The 22077-nt window shown below is 37.9% G+C and carries 26 protein-coding genes; 4 read left to right on the top strand and 22 right to left on the bottom strand.

The window, feature by feature from the left end; genetic code table 11:
* Nucleotides 1–16: 16 nt before the first annotated feature.
* Entirely contained in the window at nucleotides 17–1198 is a 1182-nt protein-coding gene (locus V6670_RS06630; RefSeq protein WP_141905573.1) for a YbfB/YjiJ family MFS transporter, read from the bottom strand.
* Between the two features lie 100 nt (nucleotides 1199–1298).
* On the opposite strand from V6670_RS06630, the gene V6670_RS06625 reads away from it, so the two are divergent.
* Together V6670_RS06625 and V6670_RS06620 are read left to right on the top strand one after the other, a co-directional pair.
* On the top strand, nucleotides 1299–2192 hold the full coding sequence (locus V6670_RS06625) for a LysR family transcriptional regulator (protein ID WP_338653240.1): 894 nt from the start codon (nucleotides 1299–1301) through the stop codon (nucleotides 2190–2192).
* Nucleotides 2193–2412: 220 nt separating this feature from the next.
* A complete protein-coding gene (locus V6670_RS06620; RefSeq protein ID WP_141905576.1) occupies nucleotides 2413–2718 on the top strand; it encodes a hypothetical protein in 306 nt (101 codons plus the stop codon).
* Between the two features lie 6 nt (nucleotides 2719–2724).
* Here V6670_RS06620 and V6670_RS06615 read toward each other — a convergent pair whose 3' ends face one another.
* The 4 genes from V6670_RS06615 to V6670_RS06600 are packed head-to-tail and all read right to left on the bottom strand — an operon-like array spanning nucleotide 2725 to nucleotide 6140.
* On the bottom strand, nucleotides 2725–4233 hold the full coding sequence (locus tag V6670_RS06615; protein ID WP_338654516.1) for a HAMP domain-containing sensor histidine kinase: 1509 nt from the start codon (nucleotides 4231–4233) through the stop codon (nucleotides 2725–2727).
* Nucleotides 4226–4927 carry a response regulator transcription factor gene (locus V6670_RS06610; RefSeq protein ID WP_036127280.1) on the bottom strand — a complete coding sequence of 234 codons (702 nt, stop codon included), beginning with the start codon at nucleotides 4925–4927 and terminating at the stop codon, nucleotides 4226–4228. The genes V6670_RS06615 and V6670_RS06610 overlap by 8 nt, the downstream gene beginning before the upstream one ends.
* A gap of 53 nt (nucleotides 4928–4980) precedes the next feature.
* Nucleotides 4981–5568: a DedA family protein gene (locus tag V6670_RS06605; protein ID WP_338653239.1), complete on the bottom strand. Its 588-nt coding sequence runs from the start codon at nucleotides 5566–5568 to the stop codon at nucleotides 4981–4983.
* Nucleotides 5568–6140: an rRNA adenine N-6-methyltransferase family protein gene (locus V6670_RS06600; RefSeq protein WP_089932113.1), complete on the bottom strand. Its 573-nt coding sequence runs from the start codon at nucleotides 6138–6140 to the stop codon at nucleotides 5568–5570. Before V6670_RS06600 ends, V6670_RS06605 begins: the two co-directional genes overlap by 1 nt.
* Before the next feature lie 296 nt (nucleotides 6141–6436).
* On the opposite strand from V6670_RS06600, the gene V6670_RS06595 reads away from it, so the two are divergent.
* Entirely contained in the window at nucleotides 6437–6994 is a 558-nt protein-coding gene (locus tag V6670_RS06595) for a hypothetical protein (protein WP_338653237.1), read from the top strand.
* A gap of 314 nt (nucleotides 6995–7308) precedes the next feature.
* Here V6670_RS06595 and V6670_RS06590 read toward each other — a convergent pair whose 3' ends face one another.
* The 17 genes from V6670_RS06590 to V6670_RS06510 form a co-directional block, all read right to left on the bottom strand.
* Nucleotides 7309–7971 carry a M15 family metallopeptidase gene (locus tag V6670_RS06590; RefSeq protein WP_141905578.1) on the bottom strand — a complete coding sequence of 221 codons (663 nt, stop codon included), beginning with the start codon at nucleotides 7969–7971 and terminating at the stop codon, nucleotides 7309–7311.
* Nucleotides 7968–8375, bottom strand: coding sequence for a phage holin family protein (locus V6670_RS06585; protein WP_141905579.1), 408 nt, complete (start codon nucleotides 8373–8375; stop codon nucleotides 7968–7970). Before V6670_RS06585 ends, V6670_RS06590 begins: the two co-directional genes overlap by 4 nt.
* 129 nt (nucleotides 8376–8504) lie before the next feature.
* On the bottom strand, nucleotides 8505–8615 hold the full coding sequence (locus V6670_RS06580) for a CD1375 family protein (RefSeq protein ID WP_338653235.1): 111 nt from the start codon (nucleotides 8613–8615) through the stop codon (nucleotides 8505–8507).
* Nucleotides 8615–8950, bottom strand: coding sequence for a hypothetical protein (locus V6670_RS06575; RefSeq protein WP_141905580.1), 336 nt, complete (start codon nucleotides 8948–8950; stop codon nucleotides 8615–8617). Before V6670_RS06575 ends, V6670_RS06580 begins: the two co-directional genes overlap by 1 nt.
* Before the next feature lie 19 nt (nucleotides 8951–8969).
* A complete protein-coding gene (locus V6670_RS06570; protein WP_338653234.1) occupies nucleotides 8970–10199 on the bottom strand; it encodes a glycine-rich domain-containing protein in 1230 nt (409 codons plus the stop codon).
* 101 nt (nucleotides 10200–10300) lie between these two features.
* On the bottom strand, nucleotides 10301–10849 hold the full coding sequence (locus V6670_RS06565) for a putative phage tail protein (protein WP_338653232.1): 549 nt from the start codon (nucleotides 10847–10849) through the stop codon (nucleotides 10301–10303).
* Nucleotides 10842–11927 carry a baseplate J/gp47 family protein gene (locus tag V6670_RS06560; RefSeq protein ID WP_338653230.1) on the bottom strand — a complete coding sequence of 362 codons (1086 nt, stop codon included), beginning with the start codon at nucleotides 11925–11927 and terminating at the stop codon, nucleotides 10842–10844. The genes V6670_RS06565 and V6670_RS06560 overlap by 8 nt, the downstream gene beginning before the upstream one ends.
* On the bottom strand, nucleotides 11927–12331 hold the full coding sequence (locus V6670_RS06555; protein WP_058843304.1) for a DUF2634 domain-containing protein: 405 nt from the start codon (nucleotides 12329–12331) through the stop codon (nucleotides 11927–11929). The genes V6670_RS06560 and V6670_RS06555 overlap by 1 nt, the downstream gene beginning before the upstream one ends.
* Nucleotides 12331–12645, bottom strand: a complete 315-nt coding sequence (locus V6670_RS06550) for a DUF2577 domain-containing protein (protein ID WP_089932169.1) — start codon at nucleotides 12643–12645, stop codon at nucleotides 12331–12333. The genes V6670_RS06555 and V6670_RS06550 overlap by 1 nt, the downstream gene beginning before the upstream one ends.
* Before the next feature lies 1 nt (nucleotide 12646).
* Nucleotides 12647–13609 (bottom strand): hydrolase, encoded by a 963-nt coding sequence (locus tag V6670_RS06545; protein ID WP_244504803.1) that lies wholly within the window; start codon nucleotides 13607–13609, stop codon nucleotides 12647–12649.
* A complete protein-coding gene (locus V6670_RS06540) occupies nucleotides 13602–14285 on the bottom strand; it encodes a LysM domain-containing protein (protein ID WP_141905583.1) in 684 nt (227 codons plus the stop codon). The genes V6670_RS06545 and V6670_RS06540 overlap by 8 nt, the downstream gene beginning before the upstream one ends.
* Nucleotides 14278–16200 carry a phage tail tape measure protein gene (locus V6670_RS06535; RefSeq protein WP_141905584.1) on the bottom strand — a complete coding sequence of 641 codons (1923 nt, stop codon included), beginning with the start codon at nucleotides 16198–16200 and terminating at the stop codon, nucleotides 14278–14280. Before V6670_RS06535 ends, V6670_RS06540 begins: the two co-directional genes overlap by 8 nt.
* 490 nt (nucleotides 16201–16690) lie before the next feature.
* The gene (locus V6670_RS06530; RefSeq protein ID WP_036127646.1) at nucleotides 16691–17125 is read right to left on the bottom strand and encodes a hypothetical protein; all 435 of its coding nucleotides are present in this window, start codon (nucleotides 17123–17125) and stop codon (nucleotides 16691–16693) included.
* Between the two features lie 62 nt (nucleotides 17126–17187).
* Nucleotides 17188–17703 (bottom strand): phage tail tube protein, encoded by a 516-nt coding sequence (locus V6670_RS06525; RefSeq protein ID WP_141905585.1) that lies wholly within the window; start codon nucleotides 17701–17703, stop codon nucleotides 17188–17190.
* 15 nt (nucleotides 17704–17718) lie between these two features.
* Nucleotides 17719–19041, bottom strand: a complete 1323-nt coding sequence (locus tag V6670_RS06520; RefSeq protein WP_141905586.1) for a phage tail sheath family protein — start codon at nucleotides 19039–19041, stop codon at nucleotides 17719–17721.
* Between the two features lies 1 nt (nucleotide 19042).
* The gene (locus V6670_RS06515) at nucleotides 19043–19264 is read right to left on the bottom strand and encodes a hypothetical protein (protein ID WP_338653225.1); all 222 of its coding nucleotides are present in this window, start codon (nucleotides 19262–19264) and stop codon (nucleotides 19043–19045) included.
* Nucleotides 19236–19694 carry a DUF6838 family protein gene (locus V6670_RS06510; protein ID WP_141905587.1) on the bottom strand — a complete coding sequence of 153 codons (459 nt, stop codon included), beginning with the start codon at nucleotides 19692–19694 and terminating at the stop codon, nucleotides 19236–19238. The genes V6670_RS06515 and V6670_RS06510 overlap by 29 nt, the downstream gene beginning before the upstream one ends.
* A 993-nt stretch (nucleotides 19695–20687) precedes the next feature.
* On the opposite strand from V6670_RS06510, the gene V6670_RS06505 reads away from it, so the two are divergent.
* The gene (locus tag V6670_RS06505) at nucleotides 20688–22037 is read left to right on the top strand and encodes an IS1182-like element ISBsp5 family transposase (RefSeq protein ID WP_338651864.1); all 1350 of its coding nucleotides are present in this window, start codon (nucleotides 20688–20690) and stop codon (nucleotides 22035–22037) included.
* Nucleotides 22038–22077 lie beyond the last annotated feature (40 nt).

The following is a 22077-nucleotide window of genomic DNA, read 5'->3' as shown; positions in this document are numbered from 1 at the left end:
GTCTTACTTACTTTTTTTATTTACTTATGGGAGCAGTCGTCCTATCATATTTTACCCCACCAATTAAACATAGAGCCCCAAGCACTACTACGGCGGCAGCGCCTATCAATACATACTGATAGCTATTCGTCATATTCGCCATTGTCCCTGCTATGGATGGGCCAATCATTTGGCCAAATGCATAACCAGCAGTTAAATAGCCTATAATTTGATGACTGTTTATCGGTACAATATGTCTTGCTAATGTTGTGCCAACTGTTGTAATGCCCATAAAGGTTGCACCAAAAATAAAGGCACTGGCATAAAGGGTAAGCGTATTCGTTGTAAATGCAGGTAACACGATACCAAATGCTTGCAATAGCATAGAGATCAGTAATGTTCTTACATAGCCATAATGCTGTGCTAGCTTCGACCATACAATACATGAAGGAATCGCCGCAACGCCCACTACACACCATACAAAGGCTGCATCTCCATGAAAGCTTGTTGACTCCTGTGCAATCGACACAATAAAGGTGCCTGTGACAATATAGCCAAGCCCCTCAAGGCTATAGGCTATGATTAACCATTTTAGCCACGTCTTCGGTGGAGCTTTCTGGGGCGCAATGACTTGACTTACTAAGTGTTGTTCATACGGTGGGATCGGTTTAATAAATCTTATAATCAGCACAAACAATACGACACAAAACAGAGCTAAAGCAATCCAAGTTCCATTCCATTGAAAAATGGCATGTATTGGTGAAACAATGATGGCACTTAAAGCAATACCTGTCCCTACCCCACTATAGAAAAGTCCTGATAGATGCATGTTACAACTGCTAGCTAACTGATCGAGGACAAGGCTCGCAATGACGACAAAAATAAAGGCACTCATTACACCTGAGATAAACCGCAGTATGTACCATATAAGGATTGCATTCGTAATGCCCATGAAGGCAGTAGTTAAAATGCTAATAACGAGTGCTAGATGTAAAAAAGGAATGCGTTTATTTGCTATAGGTAAACGCCCTGCCACCAATGCTCCTACTAAATAGCCTAAATAATTGCTTGTGGCTAAATATCCTGCTGTTGCACGGCTAAATTCAAATGTTTCTTGCATATACGGTAAAATAACTGTATAGGAGAAACGAGCGATGCCCATGGCGATTACCAATGCAAAAATTCCACCAATTACATATTGAATCGTTTGCTTGTGCATAGAATCACTCCTTCCAATTCACTATAACAAATATCCAGATATCACAAATAGATTCAATTCGTTATAATAGGTATCAAAAAAACTGATAGTTGGAGGATCTATGAATATTATTGATTTAACGATCTTTCGGACAGTCGTCCAAACAGGTAGTTTTTCTAAAGCTGCCACTGCACTTAATTACACGCAATCCAACATCTCTATGAAAATTCAAAGTCTTGAGACGCTGTATAGCACAACATTTTTTTATCGCGGACATCGTGGAATACGGCTTACACCGAAAGGAGAACAATTTTACGAGCTAGTCTTAAAAATGCTTCACCTCTATGAAAAATCCTTTGAGATTGTTCAGGATACAGGAGAACCAAAAGGTGTATTACGAATTGGATCAATGGAAACGACTGCAGCACTACACTTACCAGCGTTATTAACCATATTTCATCAAGCTCATGAACAGGTGGATATTACCATTTTGACAAGCCCTTCACAGGATAATATTGACCGGTTAGAAAATTATGAATTAGATGGTGCATTTGTCACTGGACCTGTTTATAAAGAAAATTTATTGGTAAAGGAGTTTGTCTACGAGGAGCTTGTTATTATCACATCTAGCAAGCATAAACCAATTAAGCAGCTGCGAGATTTAGCGAGTAGCACTGTAATTACATTCCGTCATGGCTGTTCCTATCGGGCTATTTTGGATCATTGGTTACATGAGGATGGTGTACGCCCACAAAATCGAATGGAGTTTGGAACACTTGATGGAATCTTAGGCTGTGTTGCTGCTGGGTTAGGTTTTACCTTACTTCCTCGTACCATCGCGGAAAAATATAGTGCCGCACAAGCATTGGCACTGCATGCGATCACGAACAAGCAAGCACAAATTCCTACGTGGTTTATTTATCGTAAGGATGATGTACAGTCTCCTATACTACAGTATTTTTTAGAATCTCTTGATGCTTACCAACGTTGCGAGAATACTAGCCAAAAGTTTTGAAATGCTTTCTATCACTTTGGTATTGCTATCCACGGTTTTGATAACGCTATCCTTCACTTTGGTATTGCTATCCACCACTTTGGTAACGCTATCCTTTACTATCCACCTTCTACTAAAAAAGCTGTTCAGCACATAATCCTTGGCTGAGCAGCTTATGTTTTCTTTTGACGACTGAATACATTTCCTTTAGGCTGTAATTAGATACTGAAGGGAGCTTTTTATGGATATTTTTATCGCTAGTAATCGACAATTACCTATCCGCTACTATGTGCAGGAGGCGGTCTGGATTCGTCGTGGAGGGAGCACAAAATTGCCAGAGTTAACACTGCCGTTTTTCGTCGAGGTAGAGATTCAAAACCACTATAACTTACAAATCATTATAGACTATATTTTTAACTTTCAAAAACAATACAAGCAAACAGAAATTCAACTATTCATCAAGGACACAGCTCTCCTAGCAACCATTCAGGAAATGCTGGCTCATCACAAACAGAGACAACATGCTATTTACATTCTTCCACTGTAATTGAACTTATGAAGCTGCTAATGGCAATGTAATAATAAAGTACAATGTCTCGTTTTTATATTTAGCGTGAATCGTTCCTCCATGAAGCTCTACGATGCTTTTGGCAATCGCTAACCCAAGTCCCGAACCTTCTGTAACATTTGTTCTCGCTTGATCCTTTTTATAAAATCTCTCGAATAAACTATCAAGCTCCTCCGTTGTAAAGGCATCACTTTGATTTGCCACGCAGATACGCACATGATCGTCTTGCCCTTCAAGAGAAACCATAATTTTTCCATCATCAGCGCTATAATTAATAGCATTGATGAGTAAATTATCAAACACACGAACAATTTTTTCCGAATCAAGCGCCACAAAAATTTTTTCTTCAGAAAAGTGTTTCATAAAAATACGTTGTTTTTCCTCTGCTAAGGGTACTAATTCCTCCATTAGTTGATCGAGTAGCTCATTCACACAAACCTGTTGTCGTACTATTGTATTTTTATCATTCGTTAGCTTGGTATACTCAAATAAATCATCAATTAAATTTTTCAATTGCTCAGATTTAGAAAAAGCTATTTTCAAATATTCGTCATACTGCTCTTTCGTCTCATACTTCTCTTCGCTTAATAAACGTAAATAACCCATAATAGAGGTAAGAGGTGTTCTCAGGTCATGTGAAACATTTGTAATAAGCTCATTTTTTTGTTGCTCGATTTTTCGCTCCATTTCGATGCTTGTCATAATTTCTTCCGCCATTTGGTTAATATTATCGGTTAGTAATGCAATTTCATCTTGTCCTTTTTTCTCAATACGATAAGCTAAATTTCCTTTTGCGATGACCATAACCCCCTCTGCCAATGCCTCAATTTGATTCATTTTACGCTTGGTACTATAGAAAAAAGATACGATAAACAAAATAACCCCAATGAAAAAAGGTATAGGCCCTTCACTTGTACTAGTTATCGCTTCACCTTGTGGAAGCCCACTCACGAAGAAATAATAATTTTTATCTTGCAGGGTTAGCGGCACTAACGTGGTAAATGCCTCTCGTGATGTTTCTATCGCACCTGGATACGTATGGTTAAACGGTTGATTGATTGCAAAATCCATGACATTTCTTATTTCTTCATGCAGATCAATTTCTTGCTCTTTGACCTGCTTGGTTTTATATAAAATCTTCCCGCCCTCATCTGTCACAATAATTTGTAAAGCATTCTGGTCACTGTCCACCTTGTCATTTTCTTGGTCAATCCATTGCTTTAACACATTAACACTATTTTCTTGGATCGCTAATTCTGCTGTATCTTGTGCCTGATAATACATCATCTGCATACTGGCACTATAATCCACCATCACGGTCTCATTGATATTCTCAAACAATGGGAGGACTGCACGTGACACCAAAAAGCTGCCCAGCGCACATAGGATAAACGTTGTAAATAGTTGAATTCGAATGCTACGCTGAATATTGTTTTTTATCTTCGTACCGATTTGTTTGAAGAGCCCTATGAGCTTACATAAAAACCTAAAGATCTTTTTCAACTTTATATCCTACTCCCCATACTGTTTTGATATATTGAGGATTTCTTGGATTTGTTTCAATTCGCTCTCGAATTTTACGTATATGGACCATCACTGTATTTTCTGATTGAAAAGCCTCCTCTTTCCAAACCCTTTCATAAATTTGCTCTGCACTCATCACGATGCCTGGATTACGGACAAGCAATTCTAAAATCGCAAACTCTCTTGGTGTTAACTTGACTTTTTCATTATTGACAAAAACCTCATGTGTTGCAGTATTAATACGTAAATCACCGATTTCCAGCTCTTCATTATTGCTGCTATTCATGCCATTCATTTTCAGATAGCGACGAAGCTGTGATTTAATGCGGGCAATTAACTCTAACGGATTAAAGGGCTTTGTCACATAGTCATCAGCGCCTATTGTTAAGCCAACAATCTTGTCCATATCCTGAGATTTTGCTGTCAGCATAATAATAGGCATTTCCGCAATTTCTCTTACCTTCATACACATTTCAGTACCATCCACTTTAGGCATCATTAAATCCAATACAATTAAGTGCACCTGATGCTTCTTTAATAGCTGCAAGCCTTCATCCCCATCACAAGCCTCTAGCACATGATAGCCTTCATTTTTTAAATAAATAGCGATAAGATTTCGTATCTCTTTTTCATCATCTACAATTAAAATGGTTTCTTTACTCATCTAACCCCACCAATAATCAAATATTTGTCAATTATAACGTTTCCTCATTTTAACTATTTTTTTAATTTTCGTATATAAAAATAATAAAAACTGCTGATGATTACGCTGATAATTCCAAAATAAATACCATATTTAGTAGCCAGCATCGAAATAACTTCCATTTGACTGCCAAATAATAAACCAAGTGTAAAATACATCAATGTCCAAACAAAGCCTGTTGTATAGGAAAACAAGGCATACGTTTTAAAGGGCATATTATTCATCCCCACCAAGTACGGCAAGATATGTCGAACAATCGGAATAAAATAGCTCAGAACTAATGCAAAGCGACCATATTTATTTAGTAATTCCTTTGATTTTACAAGGTATTTTGCCTTGTTCTTTTTGATAAGTTTGTCGAGCACTCGATGTCCAAAGATTTTACCAAGGAAATACCCTAGTGAAAGCCCCGAAACAACACCTAAATAGGTCAGTAAAAAGGATTTCCATACGACCATTTTTTCTAACGAAGATAAAAAGCCACCACTCATCACAATCATCTCATCTGGTAGCGGCCTCCCTATAATGCCTAACCATAAACTAAAAAACAAAGCAAAATAGCCATATTGTTCAATGAATCCTAAAAGATCCTGTAGCTCCATTAACTAGCCCTCGTATGACCAAGTTTACAGCTTAGTACATATGCTGGCGGCATATTCATCCATACTTTTTCATGAGAAATATCCTCAAAATATGTTTGAAAGAATGCTTTTTTCACAAGTGAATATTGGAATGTTATAAATTTTCCATTGTGTAAACAATCCTTCACATTGCTTAAAATACAACATGATACATCAGACTTTAAAGAGGTAAATGGCAGCCCAGAAATGACATAATCAATTTTTTCTATATGGAGTTCGTCCATAAACTGCCTTAAGTTTTCTGCTGAGCCATTGACTACCACAACATTGGCTTCATGTGCAAATTGATGACGTAGCTTTTCACAAAAAATCGCATTATGTTCAATGAGAATAAGCAATGTAGCTGGCTGCTTTCTTTTCACAAGCTCTGTAGTAAAGGAACCCATCCCTGGTCCAAGCTCGACAATACATTGAGCCGTTTCAAAGCAAATGGGTTGTACCATTTTATGAGCCAACTTTTTGGAGCTAGGTGATATTGCTCCAATTGTTTTCGGATGTTTGATAAATTCAGTTAGGAAGGTAATGAGCTGCATGTCGTTTTCTCCTCGCTTTGCTTACATTGTTGATGGTTCTAACTATAAAGAGCATTTCTTAAAGATTTGCAAGGAGAATTCTTAACTTTTTCTTAAGGTTTTACAATATTTGGTCGATATCAATTCCATAATGGTTACATCTTTGTATGAAATATTTGTAGGTTCATATAAAAAAATTACTCATTCTTTGAGATGAGTAATTTTTGACAAATAGCTATATGGAGTGATCTATCACAACATCTTCCATTACTGATATAATTTAACAGAATAACGAATTATGTAAGGAGACAACATTTATGAATAAACCTTTTTATAAAAAATGGTGGTTTATTTTAATCATCACATTCATTGTAATTGGTGCTATTGGAACTACAATGATTGGTGACGATCAGAAAACTTCTGAAAAGGAATTAAAGGAGAAAAATGATACCATCGTTATTGATATGAAAGCTGCAAATGATACAAGTATCCCCCTAGAGGAACGTATTGCCAAGATAGCTGCTGATTTATTTGGAAATACTACAACTGATGGTAGCGATCGAGATATCAGGGTTGAAAGCATGGGAGATACCTATTATTTAAAGCTGATGATTGATGATTCCATAACAAAAAAGAAAAAGCTAAATGATGCTCAACAAAATACAGTTAAATTACTTAAAATTTTAAAGGATGTAGAGGATATGGGTAATATCCACATCAATTGGCAAGAACACCTCAAAGATGATTATGGTAACCCTACTACTGGGTCTGCAATGACCACGGTCATTAAAAGGACGGATATGGACAAGATTGATTTAGCTAATTTCCAAGCATCTGACTTGAAAAAGATAGCTTCATATTACTATAGTACATAGTGTTTTTAAGTAAAATCGGCTTTTCAAATATGAAGTATACAATGAAAAGTCCTTTTTAAATTTATTTTGGTGACTTACAAATAACTCCTTTAATTTTGAGGGAGATATAAAAAATAGTGTAATTAAAATTATGTACGATACTAGGATACGTATGATAAAAAAACAATTATCTTAGAAGTAAACAACACTCTATGATTACTACAAGAAATTCTACTATGAAATATCTAATAGTAAGAGGGTCGCACAAGTATAGCAGATATAAAAACTAGTTATATGGCCAAGAAAGCAATTAAGCTATCTTGGTCTTTTATACTTTAGTTACTACGTTGTGAAATAATGATTTTTATTCCTGCAAAATCACCGTCAGTCAATGTACCAGCATCAAATTTTTCTAGATGTGACTTTTCAATAAGCTTTTTATCTACTGCTTGTTTAATGTAGTCACGTACTGCGGCTTTAGTTGTCTCGTTTGTAAATCGCATTGTATCATCCTCCTTTTGTTTTTGTGTATCCTCTACAATAAACTGAACCTTTCCAGCGCTACTCGTTGGCACTACTACTTGTCCTTCTAATTTATAGCCATTAGGCATTTGCCATGTTGTAGGAATTTCAAAATGAGGTGCATCGTATTGCCCTGCTGGCCAAGAGCCTCCCCAAGTGATACCTAGCTTTTTAGCTATTGTCCCCACCTTCAATAGAGTAGAAATATCATATAGATTTCGTGGCGGTGCTACAGCGATATCCCATGCTCTACGTGATGTATGATTACTATTACGCGTCCAGGTAACTACTTGCCCTGGTCTTGTTCTTCCTTGTTCATATAGATAATTTTGGCGAGCTTGGCTGCGATATGTTTCTGTGACGAATATAAAATCAATACCCGCTTTACAACACTCCTGAAAGAGTAATCGACAGGCTGTTTGTGCAGCTACTGTTAATTCCCTTAAATCACGAAATGTTGTTACACTTGTACTCATTTTGTCTTCTCCTCCTTCGTATTGAAGATTTCTAAAGCTTTCTTAACTGGTGCAGGCATGTCCACCCCAAGCTTGGCTGAATTTTCTCCTAAGCTAACAAGCTCGTTCAAAATGAACAATAATACAACTGCATCAGGAATAATCTGTCCAATTGAAAACCCTTGATCTTGTAGCACTAAATAAATTAGATTGGCTACCACGATCCAAACCCACATCATGCCTTTTTTGATGATGCCTTGATAACCCCTCTTACTGTTAATCGTTCCCCAATTTGCTGCCATGCCTGATAAAAAATCAATTACATTCAATATTAACAATACTGTCATCAATAAACCCCATCCACCTACGAACCACGATACTACTCCACCTACTGTGCTAAGTAAAAATTTAAATGATTGTTCCATTTATCTACGTCCTTTGCGTTTTTTTAGTGTAAAAAAAGCCATGAGAAGCATCGAGGTTCAGTACAATGTACCGTTTGCCCATCTCGATTGCTCTCATAGCATAAAAAATAACGCTAGCTTATGCTGCGTTTACTTGTTTTCGTTATCGAGTAATGCTTTTACAGCTTCACGCCACATTAATGGCACTTGGTCAACTGTTCGCAAATTCATTTTAATTAAATCCCAATATAGTTTAGCCATTATAAAACCCCCTTATTTGTTAGTGTTTCTACTACTTCGGCAACAGCCAATTGATTCTCTGTTTTGTCTCGTTGTTGCGCCTCTGCCGATTCAGCTATAGCTAACTTCAATTGTTGTGTTTCCTCTTGTAATAGTTCTAATGCCGTTTTAGGAATATCAGTGTACTCATAATATAACGACTTTGTTTCTTTGTCGTAAAACAATTCGTACGTTTTACCTGGTATGTTTTCAGGTTGTGGAAAAGTGCTCATGTCATACGCTACCGCTATTTCTCCAAACGAAAACACTGCCGATACTTTGACTTTCGTTTCCTCTGAATTTGGAATAATTATCATGTTTGACCCTCCTTGTCAGTTACCAATATAAAATAATTCTACCGTCTCCTCCGTTACCGCCTACTTTATCTCCTGTATATGCTGCTGGGCTATAAGCAGAAGCACCGCCTCCACCTGATGCAAAATCACCGTTGTAACCAGTTGTCCCGTTAGCATTACCGCCTGAACCACCGCTTCCTCCTGCGTGAGTGTTACATATCGTTTGAGGGTTGCTGTTTGGCCCGATCGTAACGAATCCGCCGAAAGCATCAGAGTTCCCTCCTGCGCCTGCTCCTCCGCTATAACTCGTAGTATAAGAACCATCTGTACCGCCTATGAACGCTAGTATCTTGTCTTTCTCTGCATAGCCTCCCATACTCAACGGCAACCCTTGTTTTGGAGGTGATGCATTAGTAGGGCCGTTAGGTGAGCCTAAACCATCACGTTGCCCACCTCTACCGCCTCTGCCGTTATAATCGGGATTGTCAGAATCCCAATACGCACATGTCCCACCTCTGCCTCCGTAAACCGTAGGTCCGCCTTCTATTGAACTAGAAGTTCCAGAACCTGCTATAAAAAACAAGTCACCAGTAGTGGTATTTGGCGCACCTCCTATTCCGCCTGTGCCAACTCGTAACGATATTGTCGAACCTGGACTTACGTTAATGAACCCACTAGCATAAGCGCCGCCGCCTCCGCCACCTCCGCCAATGTACGGTCTAGACCTAGAAGAACCGCCACCACCGCCACCCGCTCCCCATATTTTGTACATAATTCGCGTGACGCCTGTTGGTACGATAAATGAGTAAGTTCCGGGAGTGCCGAATATCTGGGAACCGTTTGTTGGACTTGTCACCCCACTTTCACCCTGTAAGATAAAATTTGTGCCGTTGAACGCTACAGTGTATATGCCACCCGCAATCATAGTGCCGCTAGGGATTTGAGTGCCATTGCTTCTAAGTATAGGAATTGCATTACTGGTCTTAACCCCATCGCTGACTTTTAAAGTAACATTCCCTGTATGGGTGTAGTTAGAAAAAAATCTATAGGCAGACCCTAGTTTTGGCTTAGGAGGATTAGCATCATCCAAAATTATTTTATCAGACGTAACACTCATAGCGTTTATTGTCCCGCCACCACTAACAAACCAAACATGTCCTAAATTGTCTTTGATATGGGTATCTAGCTTCGTATTTACGTTGTTAATAGCATTAGTGTTATCAGTTACTTGTTCGTTAAAGCTCTTTGATTCATCTTCAATACGTTTCATTTCCGTATCGATCTTATCAAGATTGGCGTTAACCACATTTACATTATAAAAATCATCTTCATTATCCTTTGTAAAACCATAATTAGCAGTGTCAGTAGACATTACGATAACACTTCCTCTCTCAGTTGTTTATGTGTATAAGCAGCCAGTTGAGCGTGTGTAAAGCGCGCCAGTGCACTATGTTGGATGTATCTGATTTCCACATAGACCAACATGTTTTGAGGCGTTACTCGCTCAAGTAATACCTCGACAATTTCAAATTCACGAGAAACCGTTAACTCTAGCTTTACACGTACCCACTTTTCAGATGTACTGCGAGTAAGCACGTATTTTCCCTCTCCTAGCAAGCTATCAAGTAGCTGTTTCAGAACTGGAAAACTATAGGGCGCTTGTTCTTGATATCTTGATAAAATACGGAAACGACGTGTTTCGAGTGTTTCGGATTCACCAGTATCTAAACCGAGCATTCTCTCGTAACGATCGGCACCGCGTTCATCTAGGGTTAAGATAAATTGATTACCTAACAATGATTCAGTCAGTTCCCATATACGCTCTAGTGATGGATTTTCAAGTGATGCAATCTTTTGAAGTTCCTTGATTTCATGGAGGATAGGGGGAAAATAGCTTAAAACATCCACTTTTCTAGCCACTTATAGTCCCCCTTTTCGGTATAGCTTCTCTATCAAGTTCAAGGTTGCTTGCCTTGCCATTTAATGTTGTGTTGGCTATGTCGATGACTCCATTAATACCAAGAATACGTGTTTCAATTTGACTTATTCGGATAATCAACCCTGTTTCATCTTCTTGTTTAGTAACTGCAGATGCCCAAAATTCCGCAAGCTCCTCGAAGTATCCATCGATTACTTCTTGGATAGCATTCTCTACATCTTCAAAAGACCATCCAGATTGAAGCGTTATTGTTGTAACTATATTCACTACCGTTTCATTGACAGCTGAGATAGTAACGATATGATCAATAGGAGCAAGCCCGACTCCATCACCTTGAGCATCTAACGGATCCATTAGATGTTGTACTAACTCAACTAATTCAGTGGATGGCTTCGAAAAAGTAGAATCAATGATTGTAACACCAACAGTGCCACCTCCATACTTCGCTCGGTAGATGCGTGCACCTCCAACCCCAGGTATGTTTCCAACTCGCTCTTTGTAATCAGCGCGATTCCCACCAAACGAAATACTTTCAAAGCTATTGAAGTAACGTGCCCTAAAAGCTTCTGTATCTTCTTCGTTCTCTCCTGGAATCAACAAGTCCGTTAACTGTGCCGTCTCAAGACCTGCAATGTAATCAATCGGTATAAGCTGTCCTGTCTCGAAATTCCCAACTTCACCTTCTGTCTCACACTCCATCTTAAAAACACCTTTTTCAATTTTTTCAAGGGCTACGTAGTTGTATTCTTCCTGTGAAAATCGTGCGCCTAACGGAACATCAATATTGAATACTCCTTTTCGAATAGCTTTCGTTGCAAGGGTTGGACTAAGCCCTCGTTCAGCTGCACGCCTTACCAAATTTTCTCGTGAGGCCGTATCTGCGAACATTTGGTTTTCGTAGTTCAGCAATGTAAAAAGTATTTGAGCTGTCTCAGCTGTATTGGCTGCTGTTGCCTGATAAATCAACGATGTCTCTCGTTTATCCTGCGTTGGTACATTGGATAGTTTCTGAACTAATAAATCCTCATAGGAAGTATTTAAATCAAAGGCTACTGCCATCAATAATCCACCTCTTTCTCTGCTGTGATTTCACCAAATATGGTATGTGCTGTGTATTGAATATGCACTTTATTTTTATTTGTTGTTACTTCAAAAGTATCTACTTCCGTAATGCGATCATCCTGTAATAAAGCCTCTTGGATGCGTCGTTTTACTTCACTAGCAACATAGACAGTTGGTTGCCCAATTAAATCATTAGTTTCAAAGCCTGTGTTCCAGCTGTAAATTAAATGATTGTATCGCTCGATATTGAGCATTAAAAAAATCGCTTGTTTCAAGGCCTCTAGTTCATCAACGGTGCCATAACAGCGATCTAATTCGTTATTTATTTTAAAAGTATTAGAAGGTTCAATTTCTTCCTCAAAATCGAATGCCAGTCCATCATTTATGACCTGTGGAATCATCAAATCACCTCTTTATCTATGATTAAATATTGTTGACCACCATGCACGCGAATCATCGTCACTTTGTCACCTGTTATTAAGCCGTTAAAGACTTTAGCTTTCTGCTTTGCTCCACCATTCACACTCACCTCTACTTCATAATCCATAACAGCACGGGTGAGCTTCAATTGTTTTTCTTTTAAAGTCAATTTTTGATCGATTTGAACCTCTAAAGGACCTACACTTATTACATTGCCGTAAATAACCGTAGCAAGCTTCTGTGCATTGAGAACGCCCAGAACAAGTTTCTGAATTTCTTTTAAAATATCCTCCATACTACGCAATGAAATCACCGCCAATCAACGTTAAATCCATACGATGATTAGATTCCTTGAAGGTATGCTTAACACTTTCTACCATCATGAAATTGGCTACTGATACGTCACCAACATACAACAGCACTGCTACCTGACTTCCTCCACGCACAATTGGATTACCAAACACCTTATTGATGTGTAATTTTCGTGATTTACGGTTATAGAACTTGAGCATGCTTGCAGCTTTAGCTTTGCCGTTTTCACCTTCCTCGAACTTATCTGTTAACTGAAGTACACCCCACTCAGTTATCCTGCTATCGTCTTGGACAATGTAAGTATCACGTTCACCAGTCTCTTTATTCTCACGTTCTAACTTGATTTTATTGTACGTGTTTTCATCAATGGATGAGGTGTACTCAAATGATTCACCTGATTCTTCATCTATCAGTAAATCTGTTTGAAGTGTCTTAGCTTCACGTAAATTCAAAGCTCCAAAGTCATCATAGAGCACAAATAGCCTTTGAGTATTAAGAGTCGTTTCAGCCAAGGCATTATCCATGACAGTGAACAGTTCTTGATTATCCTCAACCATAGAAGGAATAACGTATTTTGTATTGTCTATAGTGCCTGTCTTTAATTTAAAGTCCTTTGCAATCATTTGAAGTACTTGAGCAGCTGTTTTATTCTCATACCTATACGTATCTTTATTTTTAAAGTAGCGGAGCTGATCGTAACAAGTAACCGTAATGATTCTGTTATTTGAACGTTTTTTGATAAAAACAAAACCATAGAAAACCTTGTGTCCGTCATATTCGAAACGGACTGCATCACCCTCGTGGAAGCTGAGCATATTATCCTTAATTACATTGAATGTCAACTTTCCTGGAGTACCTTTCCGATTTGTTTCCCACACTATACCTTCCTCTGCAACGCATTCGTATAGCTGCCCTTTACTCATGATATATAGTTTTGATTTAGCCAAGCTTTATCACCTGCCCTGCTTTAATCATGTTTGGATTACTAATATTATTGATTTTTGCTAACTCAGTGTATTTAGAGCCATCACCTAAGTACTTCTTAGCAATAGCCCATAATGTTTCACCTGATTTAACGGTATGTGTTTTTGGGGTTTCTTTGCCTGTAGTTGGCCGCTTCTGCTCTACTACAGCTTTCGATTCGGTTTTTGTTGTACTTCCTGCATTATTAGCTTTTGTAGCTGGCTTCAAGTTGATTTTTTTATTGCCGTACTCCCTGTATTGTTTTAACTGGATTCGTACAATAACATCAAAGCCATTATCGGCTGATTCCTTAATCTCATAATCCTCAAGTGATACTGTCATATTTGTGTCAAATAGTAAGTTCCCGTTCGGCATCATACGATTAACGATAAACTGAAAGGGTTTGTCAGAGATTTTTAATTTTTCTAGTTTATCAAGATAAAATGTAGCTGGTTGAAAACCATTCGGATAAACAGCAAACGGATAGTTGACGTTAGGGAGTAATACCTCAATATCTATATCCGTTAGCCCTGTTCTCTTTATTACATTTACTTCTCCTTCATTCATTAACACCATAGTTTCGTTTCTACCATTAATCTTTAGAGCTAGTTCAGAAGGCGCAATAGGAAACTGTAAACCATCTAGAAAAAAATTATACATCTTCGATTGAACCCCCTTCCGCTAGCATTCCTGAAACTTCTTCAACACGTTGACCAAATCTATCAATAATGCCATCAATATCTAATTCACTGTTGATACGGTTTTCATTTTTCATATCTACTTTGATTTCTGCCGTTGTATAACGATTAATCGCTTCACGTTCAGCTATATCACGGAGATACTTTAAATCCTCATTCATTATTTTAATACCCTCAGTTGCTTTTTCGGTATTGTCTGCTGTTTTCTTACCTAGCTCATTACCTTTATCGAGTTTGTCACCTAACGCTAGCGCATTATTAATGTCATTTTTCATCTTATCTTCTTTATTACTGTCGTTTTTTTCTTCACCCGATTTAAATAGATTGGCTCCCCAATTGTAGCCTTTATCCCAAGACTTACCAAGATCCTTAAATTCCATTTTCGGGGCTTCCCAATAATCATCAGGAGCTTCGCCAATCCAGTTATCCAAAACTCCTCTAAGACCTTTTAGATCACTTGTAATGGACTCTCGGTGACTATACTCTGTGCCCACTTTTAAACCTACAGAAGATGAAATATTCTCTGGTAATAGCTTCACAAACCAATTCCAAGCTCGTATCGCAAAGTTAACTGCGTCAACCATAGCATTAACAAAGCTTGTAGCAAATCCATCCCATCCACTAATCATTGAAATAATTAAATCTAACATATTGGTTGCTAGATTATAAAATAATTTCTTGACCGAATACATCGGATTTTTCCATACATTTACAAAGAATTCCACAAAAGAGGCCCACAAATTCCACATATAGGCTACTCTATTATAAATCCATGATCCTAGCACCATGAAAGCCCCAGCTATTATTCCTGTAGCACTAACCGAGGTCCCAGCAAAATAATTGAAAGCGGCTACCGCTAAATAGAAAAGACCAATAAGAATTACAATGGCTATTACTAAAATAAATATTGGATTGGCTGCTATCGCTGCATTTAAGCCCCATGCTGCGGCCGTTGCGGCTGATGTTGCAGACACACTCGTCCATGTAGTTGCTGTTAATAGTCCAATTGCAAGCGTTCTTAAACCAGTCCAAATCGTACTGGCTATTTCGGCTGCTTTTACTAGTAGTAAAGCGGACTCGTATACCAACATTGCCGCTGCAACAGTACTTATTATAGGAACTATAAACGACCAACTATCCTTTAAACTTCCATCGGGTATAAAAAAATTCAATGTACTCGAGGCAATTGAAGATAATTTCTCCATAGCAATAGCTGCATTTTGCACGAGCTCCTTAAAAAGATCGCTTTTTACAATCCCATCAAATATTCCCTCAAAAGCCAAACCAAGTACAGCATTCCTTATCTTGGCCATAGAAATTTCACCACTACTTGCTATTTCTCGTAATTTCTCAATGAAAGCATTAAGGTAATTCGTAGTATTTTGGACACCATTTGACGTAGACTGAAATACGTTATTTAAATCCTGGCCTTGAAGGTTTCCACTTCCCATTGCTTGTGTTAAAGGTTGCTCGGTTGTTTGTAAACCATTGTTGATTACATTTAACCCAGATGTGGTGTTATGTTCATTGGACAAGAGTACTCTCCCAACTACTTGAAAATCTAAATATTTCCCTGCTATCTCCTTGATTTTAGTTAATAATCCACCAACTGCTGTAGTACCATCCCTAATGTTGTTGCTAAAACTTTGTTGAGCATGATCAGCATTACGAATTTCCTTTTCAACTCTATTAAATTGCTCAGCAGCTCTAGCTAATTCTTTCTGAGCTAGTTGAACACTAGAGGTATCTATCATTTGCCTAGAAGCAGCATGCATAGCTTCCAACTGATTGACCATCCTGGAAACCATTTTATGCATGACTTTAATTGGTTTACTTAAACGATCTTCAATTTGAATTGCCGTACGGATTGTAGCCATGAACTCTCACCTCTTTATTAAAAAAGCATCCTACTCAAAGGATGCTTTTTATGGCTATTGTTTAATAATTTGTACTTTAACTTTCTCTATTTCTTAGTAAATTTATATATTTTCTGTTGTTTCCAACTACATTATCCATGGTTAAATTCACAAGACTCCAAAGTAACTGCCCATCCTTTTAATTGAAAACAGACAGAATTCAAATAAATAAATGTCCCTTTTTTATATCATTTCTTGTAAAGAAACATATAAAACAGCTAGCTTAACGATAGCCATTTAGGTTAACAAGCTACTTCCTAACGCTTTCTACCTTTTCTAGACCCTCGTTTTGCCTCTCGTTCTTGCTTCTTATCTTCTTCGATTTTGATCCTTAGAGACGCTATAATACAAGCTTTATCTGCCAAGGATAGTGACACATATTCAGACGGAAGGCGACGCATTTTGTGCACCCACCAGTGCATTATATTAGCCTCACCATCACCGTCGTCTATTAGTTTTTTATTTCTTCAACCATATCCTCTAGCTCAGCTTGATACCCATTGACTTCCTGTGCTACCGCTGAGGCATCTGCAATCTCACCGATTGTCAACATCTTTCCAAGTAAAGCATCTGCCCCCATTACACCATAAGAATCCTGTAGCTCTTTATCGTTTAAATTAGGATATACAATTGATTCTACAGTTAGTAAACGTTGGTATTTAAAATGATCAAAATCAGTATTATACTGCCCCTTACGCTTTCCTTGCATGATCATAGAACGCTTAGTAGATTCAGATTTTAATTCCTCGTCCCGTTCTGGCGAAATTGGCGCGAACTCCCATTCAATTGGATCGCCATGTTCATCCACGAATTTCTTTGAAATAGCATGCTTAATGTTTTCATTTTGCTTTTTATTGTGTGCAAAAAATGCAGTTAAGTTTGACATAATTAATCACCATATCCTTTTTATTTATATTTAAAAGAGCCCATATATAATGAGCTCTCGTCTTATAGCATTTCTTGTAAAGTTGTAAATTCTTCTGGCATATCCCAATCCTCGAAAGTGAAATCTATAGAGTCTTCTAAGTACTCCGCATCTGCATCTAATGCAGCGATGATCCCTCCATCCATATTACAATCAATTAGAATGGTTGTTTGACGGCCTACCGACGCTGAGCCATCTTCGTTAGTCACTTGGATATCAAAATAAATATCCTCCCCAGTGTCTTTGTAACGCTTTAATAACTTACGGAATATTGAAGTATTAAAGTGGAATGTAGCGCTGCCTGTATACTCTGCGCCAGTAGCTTTGTTACCCTTAGCAACACGCCCCATAATAGGAACTTGCGTTTTAGTTTTATCCATACGGGCTTCTAAATTAATTAATTGAGCAAATAAGTAACGACTGCCTTCAACCGTCACGTATGCTCGACCTTGTGCACCATGAATGGCATTGCGAGCATGCATAGTAGCATCCGCAAAATACTGTAGATTCAATGGAATTAATGTTTTATTTGATTTCATCTGTTTGCCCTCCCCTTAAGCTACTGTTGTTGTGATGTAAAGTTGTGACATCGCAACCGTAGGAATCACGACTTCATTTACTACAACAGCTTTCTTTGAATTACCTTGTGCAACCGTTAGTTCATCCTTGTTGTAATTTTGGATAGCTCTAATACGTTGCATTTCCTTTCGATGACTACCAATGTCATTCCATAAAGAAATACGACCATCTTGATCATTTGGCACCTGACCTAAATAACGAGTGTTAAACAATTGAGCTGTATCAATCGCAAGCTGATCAAGCACACGAATGACTTGATTCAAACTGAAGTCCTCGTTTTTCTCATCTGAAAACGATATAAAGGTATTCACATCTTCAAGTACACGAATTTCATCCCCAACACGATGTAATAAATATTTGCCAGCCTTTAATAAAGTTGTGAGTTGTGACTGTGTCTTTGTTTCAGACATATCAACTGTAAATTCACCTTCGTATTTTTTATTAGTATTTGACTTATTGACAGCCACTCCAGCCTGAGCACCAGATACCCAATATACTGCACCAAACACTTCTTCTTCTGGTCCGTTAGTATCGTTTTGTACGTCAATAATCCCTTCATGGTTAGCACTGCCAAGTTTATGACCTACAAGTTGGAATTTACCACCAATTTGGTCACGAATACGCTTTGTATACTCAATATATAACGATTTAATTGAACTTTCGGAAGACAAGCAGCCAAGAGTATTGAAACCATATGCTTCTAAAGCATCTAGTGCCTCTTGATGTGCCCCACCAGTAATAGCTAAGCCATTGGAACCTCCAGCTAATGCGGTACCAGCTGTAACAGCTAAAGTTGCATTCGTTTTAAACACAACAAAATCATTAGCGATTAATTCTGTAGCAGTAGCTACCGCAATTTGTTCGTCTACTAACACATTAGCTAGCAATGTTTTAACATCGAATTTCGATGGCTCATCGACATTTGCCTGAATGACAATCGTAATATCATTCCCTCGTGTACCTTTGAACTTAGCTGTTGCAAAATCATTTGTAGCCGCTTCTGCATCCACAGCAAGTTTGTAAAAATAAACCGTGATAGCATTTTTAAATACATCACGGATACCTTTCATTTTTGAGTCCATATATTCATAACCAAAAATTTTGCGAGAATTCTTTCGTAAATCCTCTTGTGTTACAGCAAATACTTCTCCATCTACGCCCCAGTCAAGTGCAATTGGCAAACCAACGTAACCGCGATTGCTTAGATTTACAAATGCACGAGTAGCGCTAATAAAATTGTGATATTTCCCTGGTAATACTTTGTTTTGTGATAAAAATACTCCTCCACCTAACGCCATATTAATTACCTCCCTTATCGAATTTCTTCAGTATTTCATCCACTTGAGCGAATGAATAAGTTTTTTCTTTTTCTAACAATGCATTGAGTGCATCACGGCGATATATATACTTTTGACTTTTTGAAAGTTGCTCTTTTGTAAATTTCGGTAAATCCGAACTAATTACCTTTTCAACGTTTTTGCTTTCCATCAACTCAACCTTCTTCTGAATTGCTTTCGCCAACTGAAACCACCTCTTCTTTGTTAATATTATGATCTAATGACCCCATAAAAGCTTTCTCTTCAATTTCTTGTAAGAAGAAATTAAAATGAATAAAATTATTACCAATGCCTTCAATAACTTCGCTAGTTGCTCCGGTACCAAGCAGTAGTGAACCATTTAATAATGTTATTTCTTTGATTGCTTGTTGAACCTTTAAAGTCATATTAGACGCCTCAGGTATGCCATTTTTAGGGAAATACTTCACGTTAAAATGTGCTGTTACTTTCCATCGACCACCTATTTGTCGGATATGCTCTAAGCTCAAAAATTGAATTAAAAAAGCAGGCGTATTAAACTCCTGCGGTAATTCATCAATATATTTTTTATATTCCGCTCCGAAAGCTTCGTGGAGCTTACTAGATAAAGCGTTTTGAATATCATAAATTTCCATCAAAAGCCTCCTTCAACAAGTTAGTTAGTAAACATATGAATATAGAATTAAATACATCGAATCACTCACTTTCAGACGTTTTGGTAGTTCATAAAGTAGTTTCTTCAGCTCATCAAATCGTTCTAACATTGAACCGTCAATCCTTTATTCATCTCCAACTAAAAAACGCCCTCCCTTATACCGAATAGGAAAGCGTCGTTTTAACTTTTACTTGAACGTTAGCCATTCCATATAGCCTCCTTTTCAAATGGTTGCTTGGAATACGTTTTGTGCTTCTTGGAGTGATGGGATTTCTATAGCTGCTACTCTTGCCCATTTAGTTCTATCCTACAAATTTTTCAACTGAAAACCACTCCTTTTTATGCCTCAATCAAGTTTATGGGGCATTGATTGGTCGACGGTCTATCGCCTTGGTCATTTATTGTTTTATAAATTCCAAAAGGTGAAATCCTTACCTCGTCGTCCTACTTCCAAGTTTACACTATCAATTACTTAAAATGATATGTTTGGAACGTTTGGAACATTTGTCACACTTGGAACATTTGGCAAGTAAAATGAAATATTATCAATCACTCTTAAATGAATACTAGAATAAAATAGCAAATCCTAAATTGTCGTCTAAATGAAAAAAGTATATAACAAAATAATAGCTCTTCATTTCTGTTAGCCCAATAAAACCCCTGGCAAAATATTTAAAGGTTCACAAAAAAGAAGTAACCCAGACTGTAGACAAACTCAAAAAATTTGAGAGTTTGCCTACAGTCTTTTTTCTTTTACAATAAAATAAAGTAAAAAAGTAAAGCCGTTGATTTCCACTACGGGCGGACGCTTTCCGCGGGCGGGGTCGAGCTGCTTCCCTCGCTTCGCTCAGTCCAGGATCTCGACTTTCCCGCTTTTCCCGCAGGAGTCGCCGCCCTTCGTTCCAATCAACTTCTACATAAAGTACTCTATCTACATAGGGTGTTGAAAAGTAAACTTTTGAGGTGATGAAGCATGATGACGAAGAATCAAACCAATGAACGTGAACAATTAGAAATGTTAACGATTGATCAATTAGTTCCCAACGATCATTTAGTGAGAAAACTGGAGGCTGCTATTGATTTTTCATTTATCTATCCTTTAGTAGAAAATCTTTATTCACCTAATGGGCGTCCTAGTATTGATCCTGTCGTTCTCTTCAAAATGACGTTTATTCAATATGTTTTTGGCATTCGCTCCATGCGTCAAACGATCAAAGAAATTGAAACGAATATGGCGTATCGCTGGTTTTTAGGATTTGGCTTCCATACAGAAGTCCCGCATTTCTCTACCTTCGGTAAAAATTATGCCCGTCGCTTTCAAGACACCGATATATTTGAACAGATATTCTATCGTATATTAAAAGAGATTATGCATCAGGGACTCCTCCATGCAGACCATCTATTTATTGATTCCACGCATGTGAAAGCGAGTGCGAATAAACGGAAGTATGATAAAAAGGTCGTGCGAAAAGAAACACGAGCTTATGAAGAGAAGCTTCAATTAGAGTTAAATATGGACCGTGAAGAACACGGAAAAAAGCCCTTTCCCCCGGAGAAGTTTGAAAAGGAAGAATGGAAAGAAATAAAGGAAAGCACGACAGATCCTGAAAGTGGGTATTACGTGAAGGATGAACGTACGAAGCAGTTTGCATATTCCTTTCATGCAGCCACAGATGAAAAAGGCTTTGTCTTAGGTGCCATTGTGACTCCGGGAAATGTGCACGATAGCCATGTATTGCAGCCACTTGTTGAAAGGGTCATTCAAAACGTTCAAAAACCAATCGCCGTTGCGGCAGATGCAGCCTATAAAACACCAGCGATTACGAACTTTTTGTTAGAGAATCAAATGTTGCCTGTTCTTCCATATACACGTCCTAAAACGAAAGATGGATTCTTCCGAAAGCACGAGTATACATATGACGAGCACTATAATTGTTATCTTTGCCCACAAGGGCAGATATTGAAGTATGCGACAACGACGAAGGAAGGATATCGCCAATATAAATCGAATCCTTTGATTTGTGCGAAGTGTCCAAGCCTTTCCCAATGTACAGAAAGTAAGCATCATCAAAAACTCATTCAACGCCATATTTGGGAGTCATATGTGGAGGAAGCTGAACATTTACGCCATTCCTATGACATCAAACAGATTTATGCAAAGCGCAAAGAAACGATTGAGCGTGTCTTTGCCGATGCAAAGGAAAAGCATGGTATGCGATGGACAACCTTAAGAGGTCTGAAAAAATTGTCCATGCAGGCGATGCTTACTTTTGCTGCCATGAATTTAAAGAAACTGGCTACTTGGACGTGGCAAGTAGCTTAAGAGAGCAACTATGCTCGAAGAGTATGTTGAATTTGGTAGT

Origin of the sequence: Lysinibacillus sp. Y5S-8, from assembly GCF_036894365.1 — a bacterium.
Taxonomy (GTDB): domain Bacteria; phylum Bacillota; class Bacilli; order Bacillales_A; family Planococcaceae; genus Lysinibacillus; species Lysinibacillus fusiformis_D.
The sequence above is the reverse complement of the archived record's forward strand: the minus strand, read 5'-3'. Positions and strand labels throughout refer to the sequence as shown.

What these genes read in the sequence shown, in the direction of transcription:
- V6670_RS06630 (WP_141905573.1), bottom strand. Translation starts at nt 1,198, where the DNA reads ATGCACAAGCAAACGATTCAATATGTAATTGGTGGAATTTTTGCATTG.
- V6670_RS06625 (WP_338653240.1), top strand. Translation starts at nt 1,299, where the DNA reads ATGAATATTATTGATTTAACGATCTTTCGGACAGTCGTCCAAACAGGT.
- V6670_RS06620 (WP_141905576.1), top strand. Translation starts at nt 2,413, where the DNA reads ATGGATATTTTTATCGCTAGTAATCGACAATTACCTATCCGCTACTAT.
- V6670_RS06610 (WP_036127280.1), bottom strand. Translation starts at nt 4,927, where the DNA reads ATGAGTAAAGAAACCATTTTAATTGTAGATGATGAAAAAGAGATACGA.
- V6670_RS06605 (WP_338653239.1), bottom strand. Translation starts at nt 5,568, where the DNA reads ATGGAGCTACAGGATCTTTTAGGATTCATTGAACAATATGGCTATTTT.
- V6670_RS06600 (WP_089932113.1), bottom strand. Translation starts at nt 6,140, where the DNA reads ATGCAGCTCATTACCTTCCTAACTGAATTTATCAAACATCCGAAAACA.
- V6670_RS06595 (WP_338653237.1), top strand. Translation starts at nt 6,437, where the DNA reads ATGAATAAACCTTTTTATAAAAAATGGTGGTTTATTTTAATCATCACA.
- V6670_RS06590 (WP_141905578.1), bottom strand. Translation starts at nt 7,971, where the DNA reads ATGAGTACAAGTGTAACAACATTTCGTGATTTAAGGGAATTAACAGTA.
- V6670_RS06585 (WP_141905579.1), bottom strand. Translation starts at nt 8,375, where the DNA reads ATGGAACAATCATTTAAATTTTTACTTAGCACAGTAGGTGGAGTAGTA.
- V6670_RS06580 (WP_338653235.1), bottom strand. Translation starts at nt 8,615, where the DNA reads ATGGCTAAACTATATTGGGATTTAATTAAAATGAATTTGCGAACAGTT.
- V6670_RS06575 (WP_141905580.1), bottom strand. Translation starts at nt 8,950, where the DNA reads ATGATAATTATTCCAAATTCAGAGGAAACGAAAGTCAAAGTATCGGCA.
- V6670_RS06570 (WP_338653234.1), bottom strand. Translation starts at nt 10,199, where the DNA reads ATGAAACGTATTGAAGATGAATCAAAGAGCTTTAACGAACAAGTAACT.
- V6670_RS06560 (WP_338653230.1), bottom strand. Translation starts at nt 11,927, where the DNA reads ATGGCAGTAGCCTTTGATTTAAATACTTCCTATGAGGATTTATTAGTT.
- V6670_RS06555 (WP_058843304.1), bottom strand. Translation starts at nt 12,331, where the DNA reads ATGATTCCACAGGTCATAAATGATGGACTGGCATTCGATTTTGAGGAA.
- V6670_RS06550 (WP_089932169.1), bottom strand. Translation starts at nt 12,645, where the DNA reads ATGGAGGATATTTTAAAAGAAATTCAGAAACTTGTTCTGGGCGTTCTC.
- V6670_RS06540 (WP_141905583.1), bottom strand. Translation starts at nt 14,285, where the DNA reads ATGTATAATTTTTTTCTAGATGGTTTACAGTTTCCTATTGCGCCTTCT.
- V6670_RS06535 (WP_141905584.1), bottom strand. Translation starts at nt 16,200, where the DNA reads ATGGCTACAATCCGTACGGCAATTCAAATTGAAGATCGTTTAAGTAAA.
- V6670_RS06530 (WP_036127646.1), bottom strand. Translation starts at nt 17,125, where the DNA reads ATGTCAAACTTAACTGCATTTTTTGCACACAATAAAAAGCAAAATGAA.
- V6670_RS06525 (WP_141905585.1), bottom strand. Translation starts at nt 17,703, where the DNA reads ATGAAATCAAATAAAACATTAATTCCATTGAATCTACAGTATTTTGCG.
- V6670_RS06520 (WP_141905586.1), bottom strand. Translation starts at nt 19,041, where the DNA reads ATGGCGTTAGGTGGAGGAGTATTTTTATCACAAAACAAAGTATTACCA.
- V6670_RS06510 (WP_141905587.1), bottom strand. Translation starts at nt 19,694, where the DNA reads ATGGAAATTTATGATATTCAAAACGCTTTATCTAGTAAGCTCCACGAA.
- V6670_RS06505 (WP_338651864.1), top strand. Translation starts at nt 20,688, where the DNA reads ATGATGACGAAGAATCAAACCAATGAACGTGAACAATTAGAAATGTTA.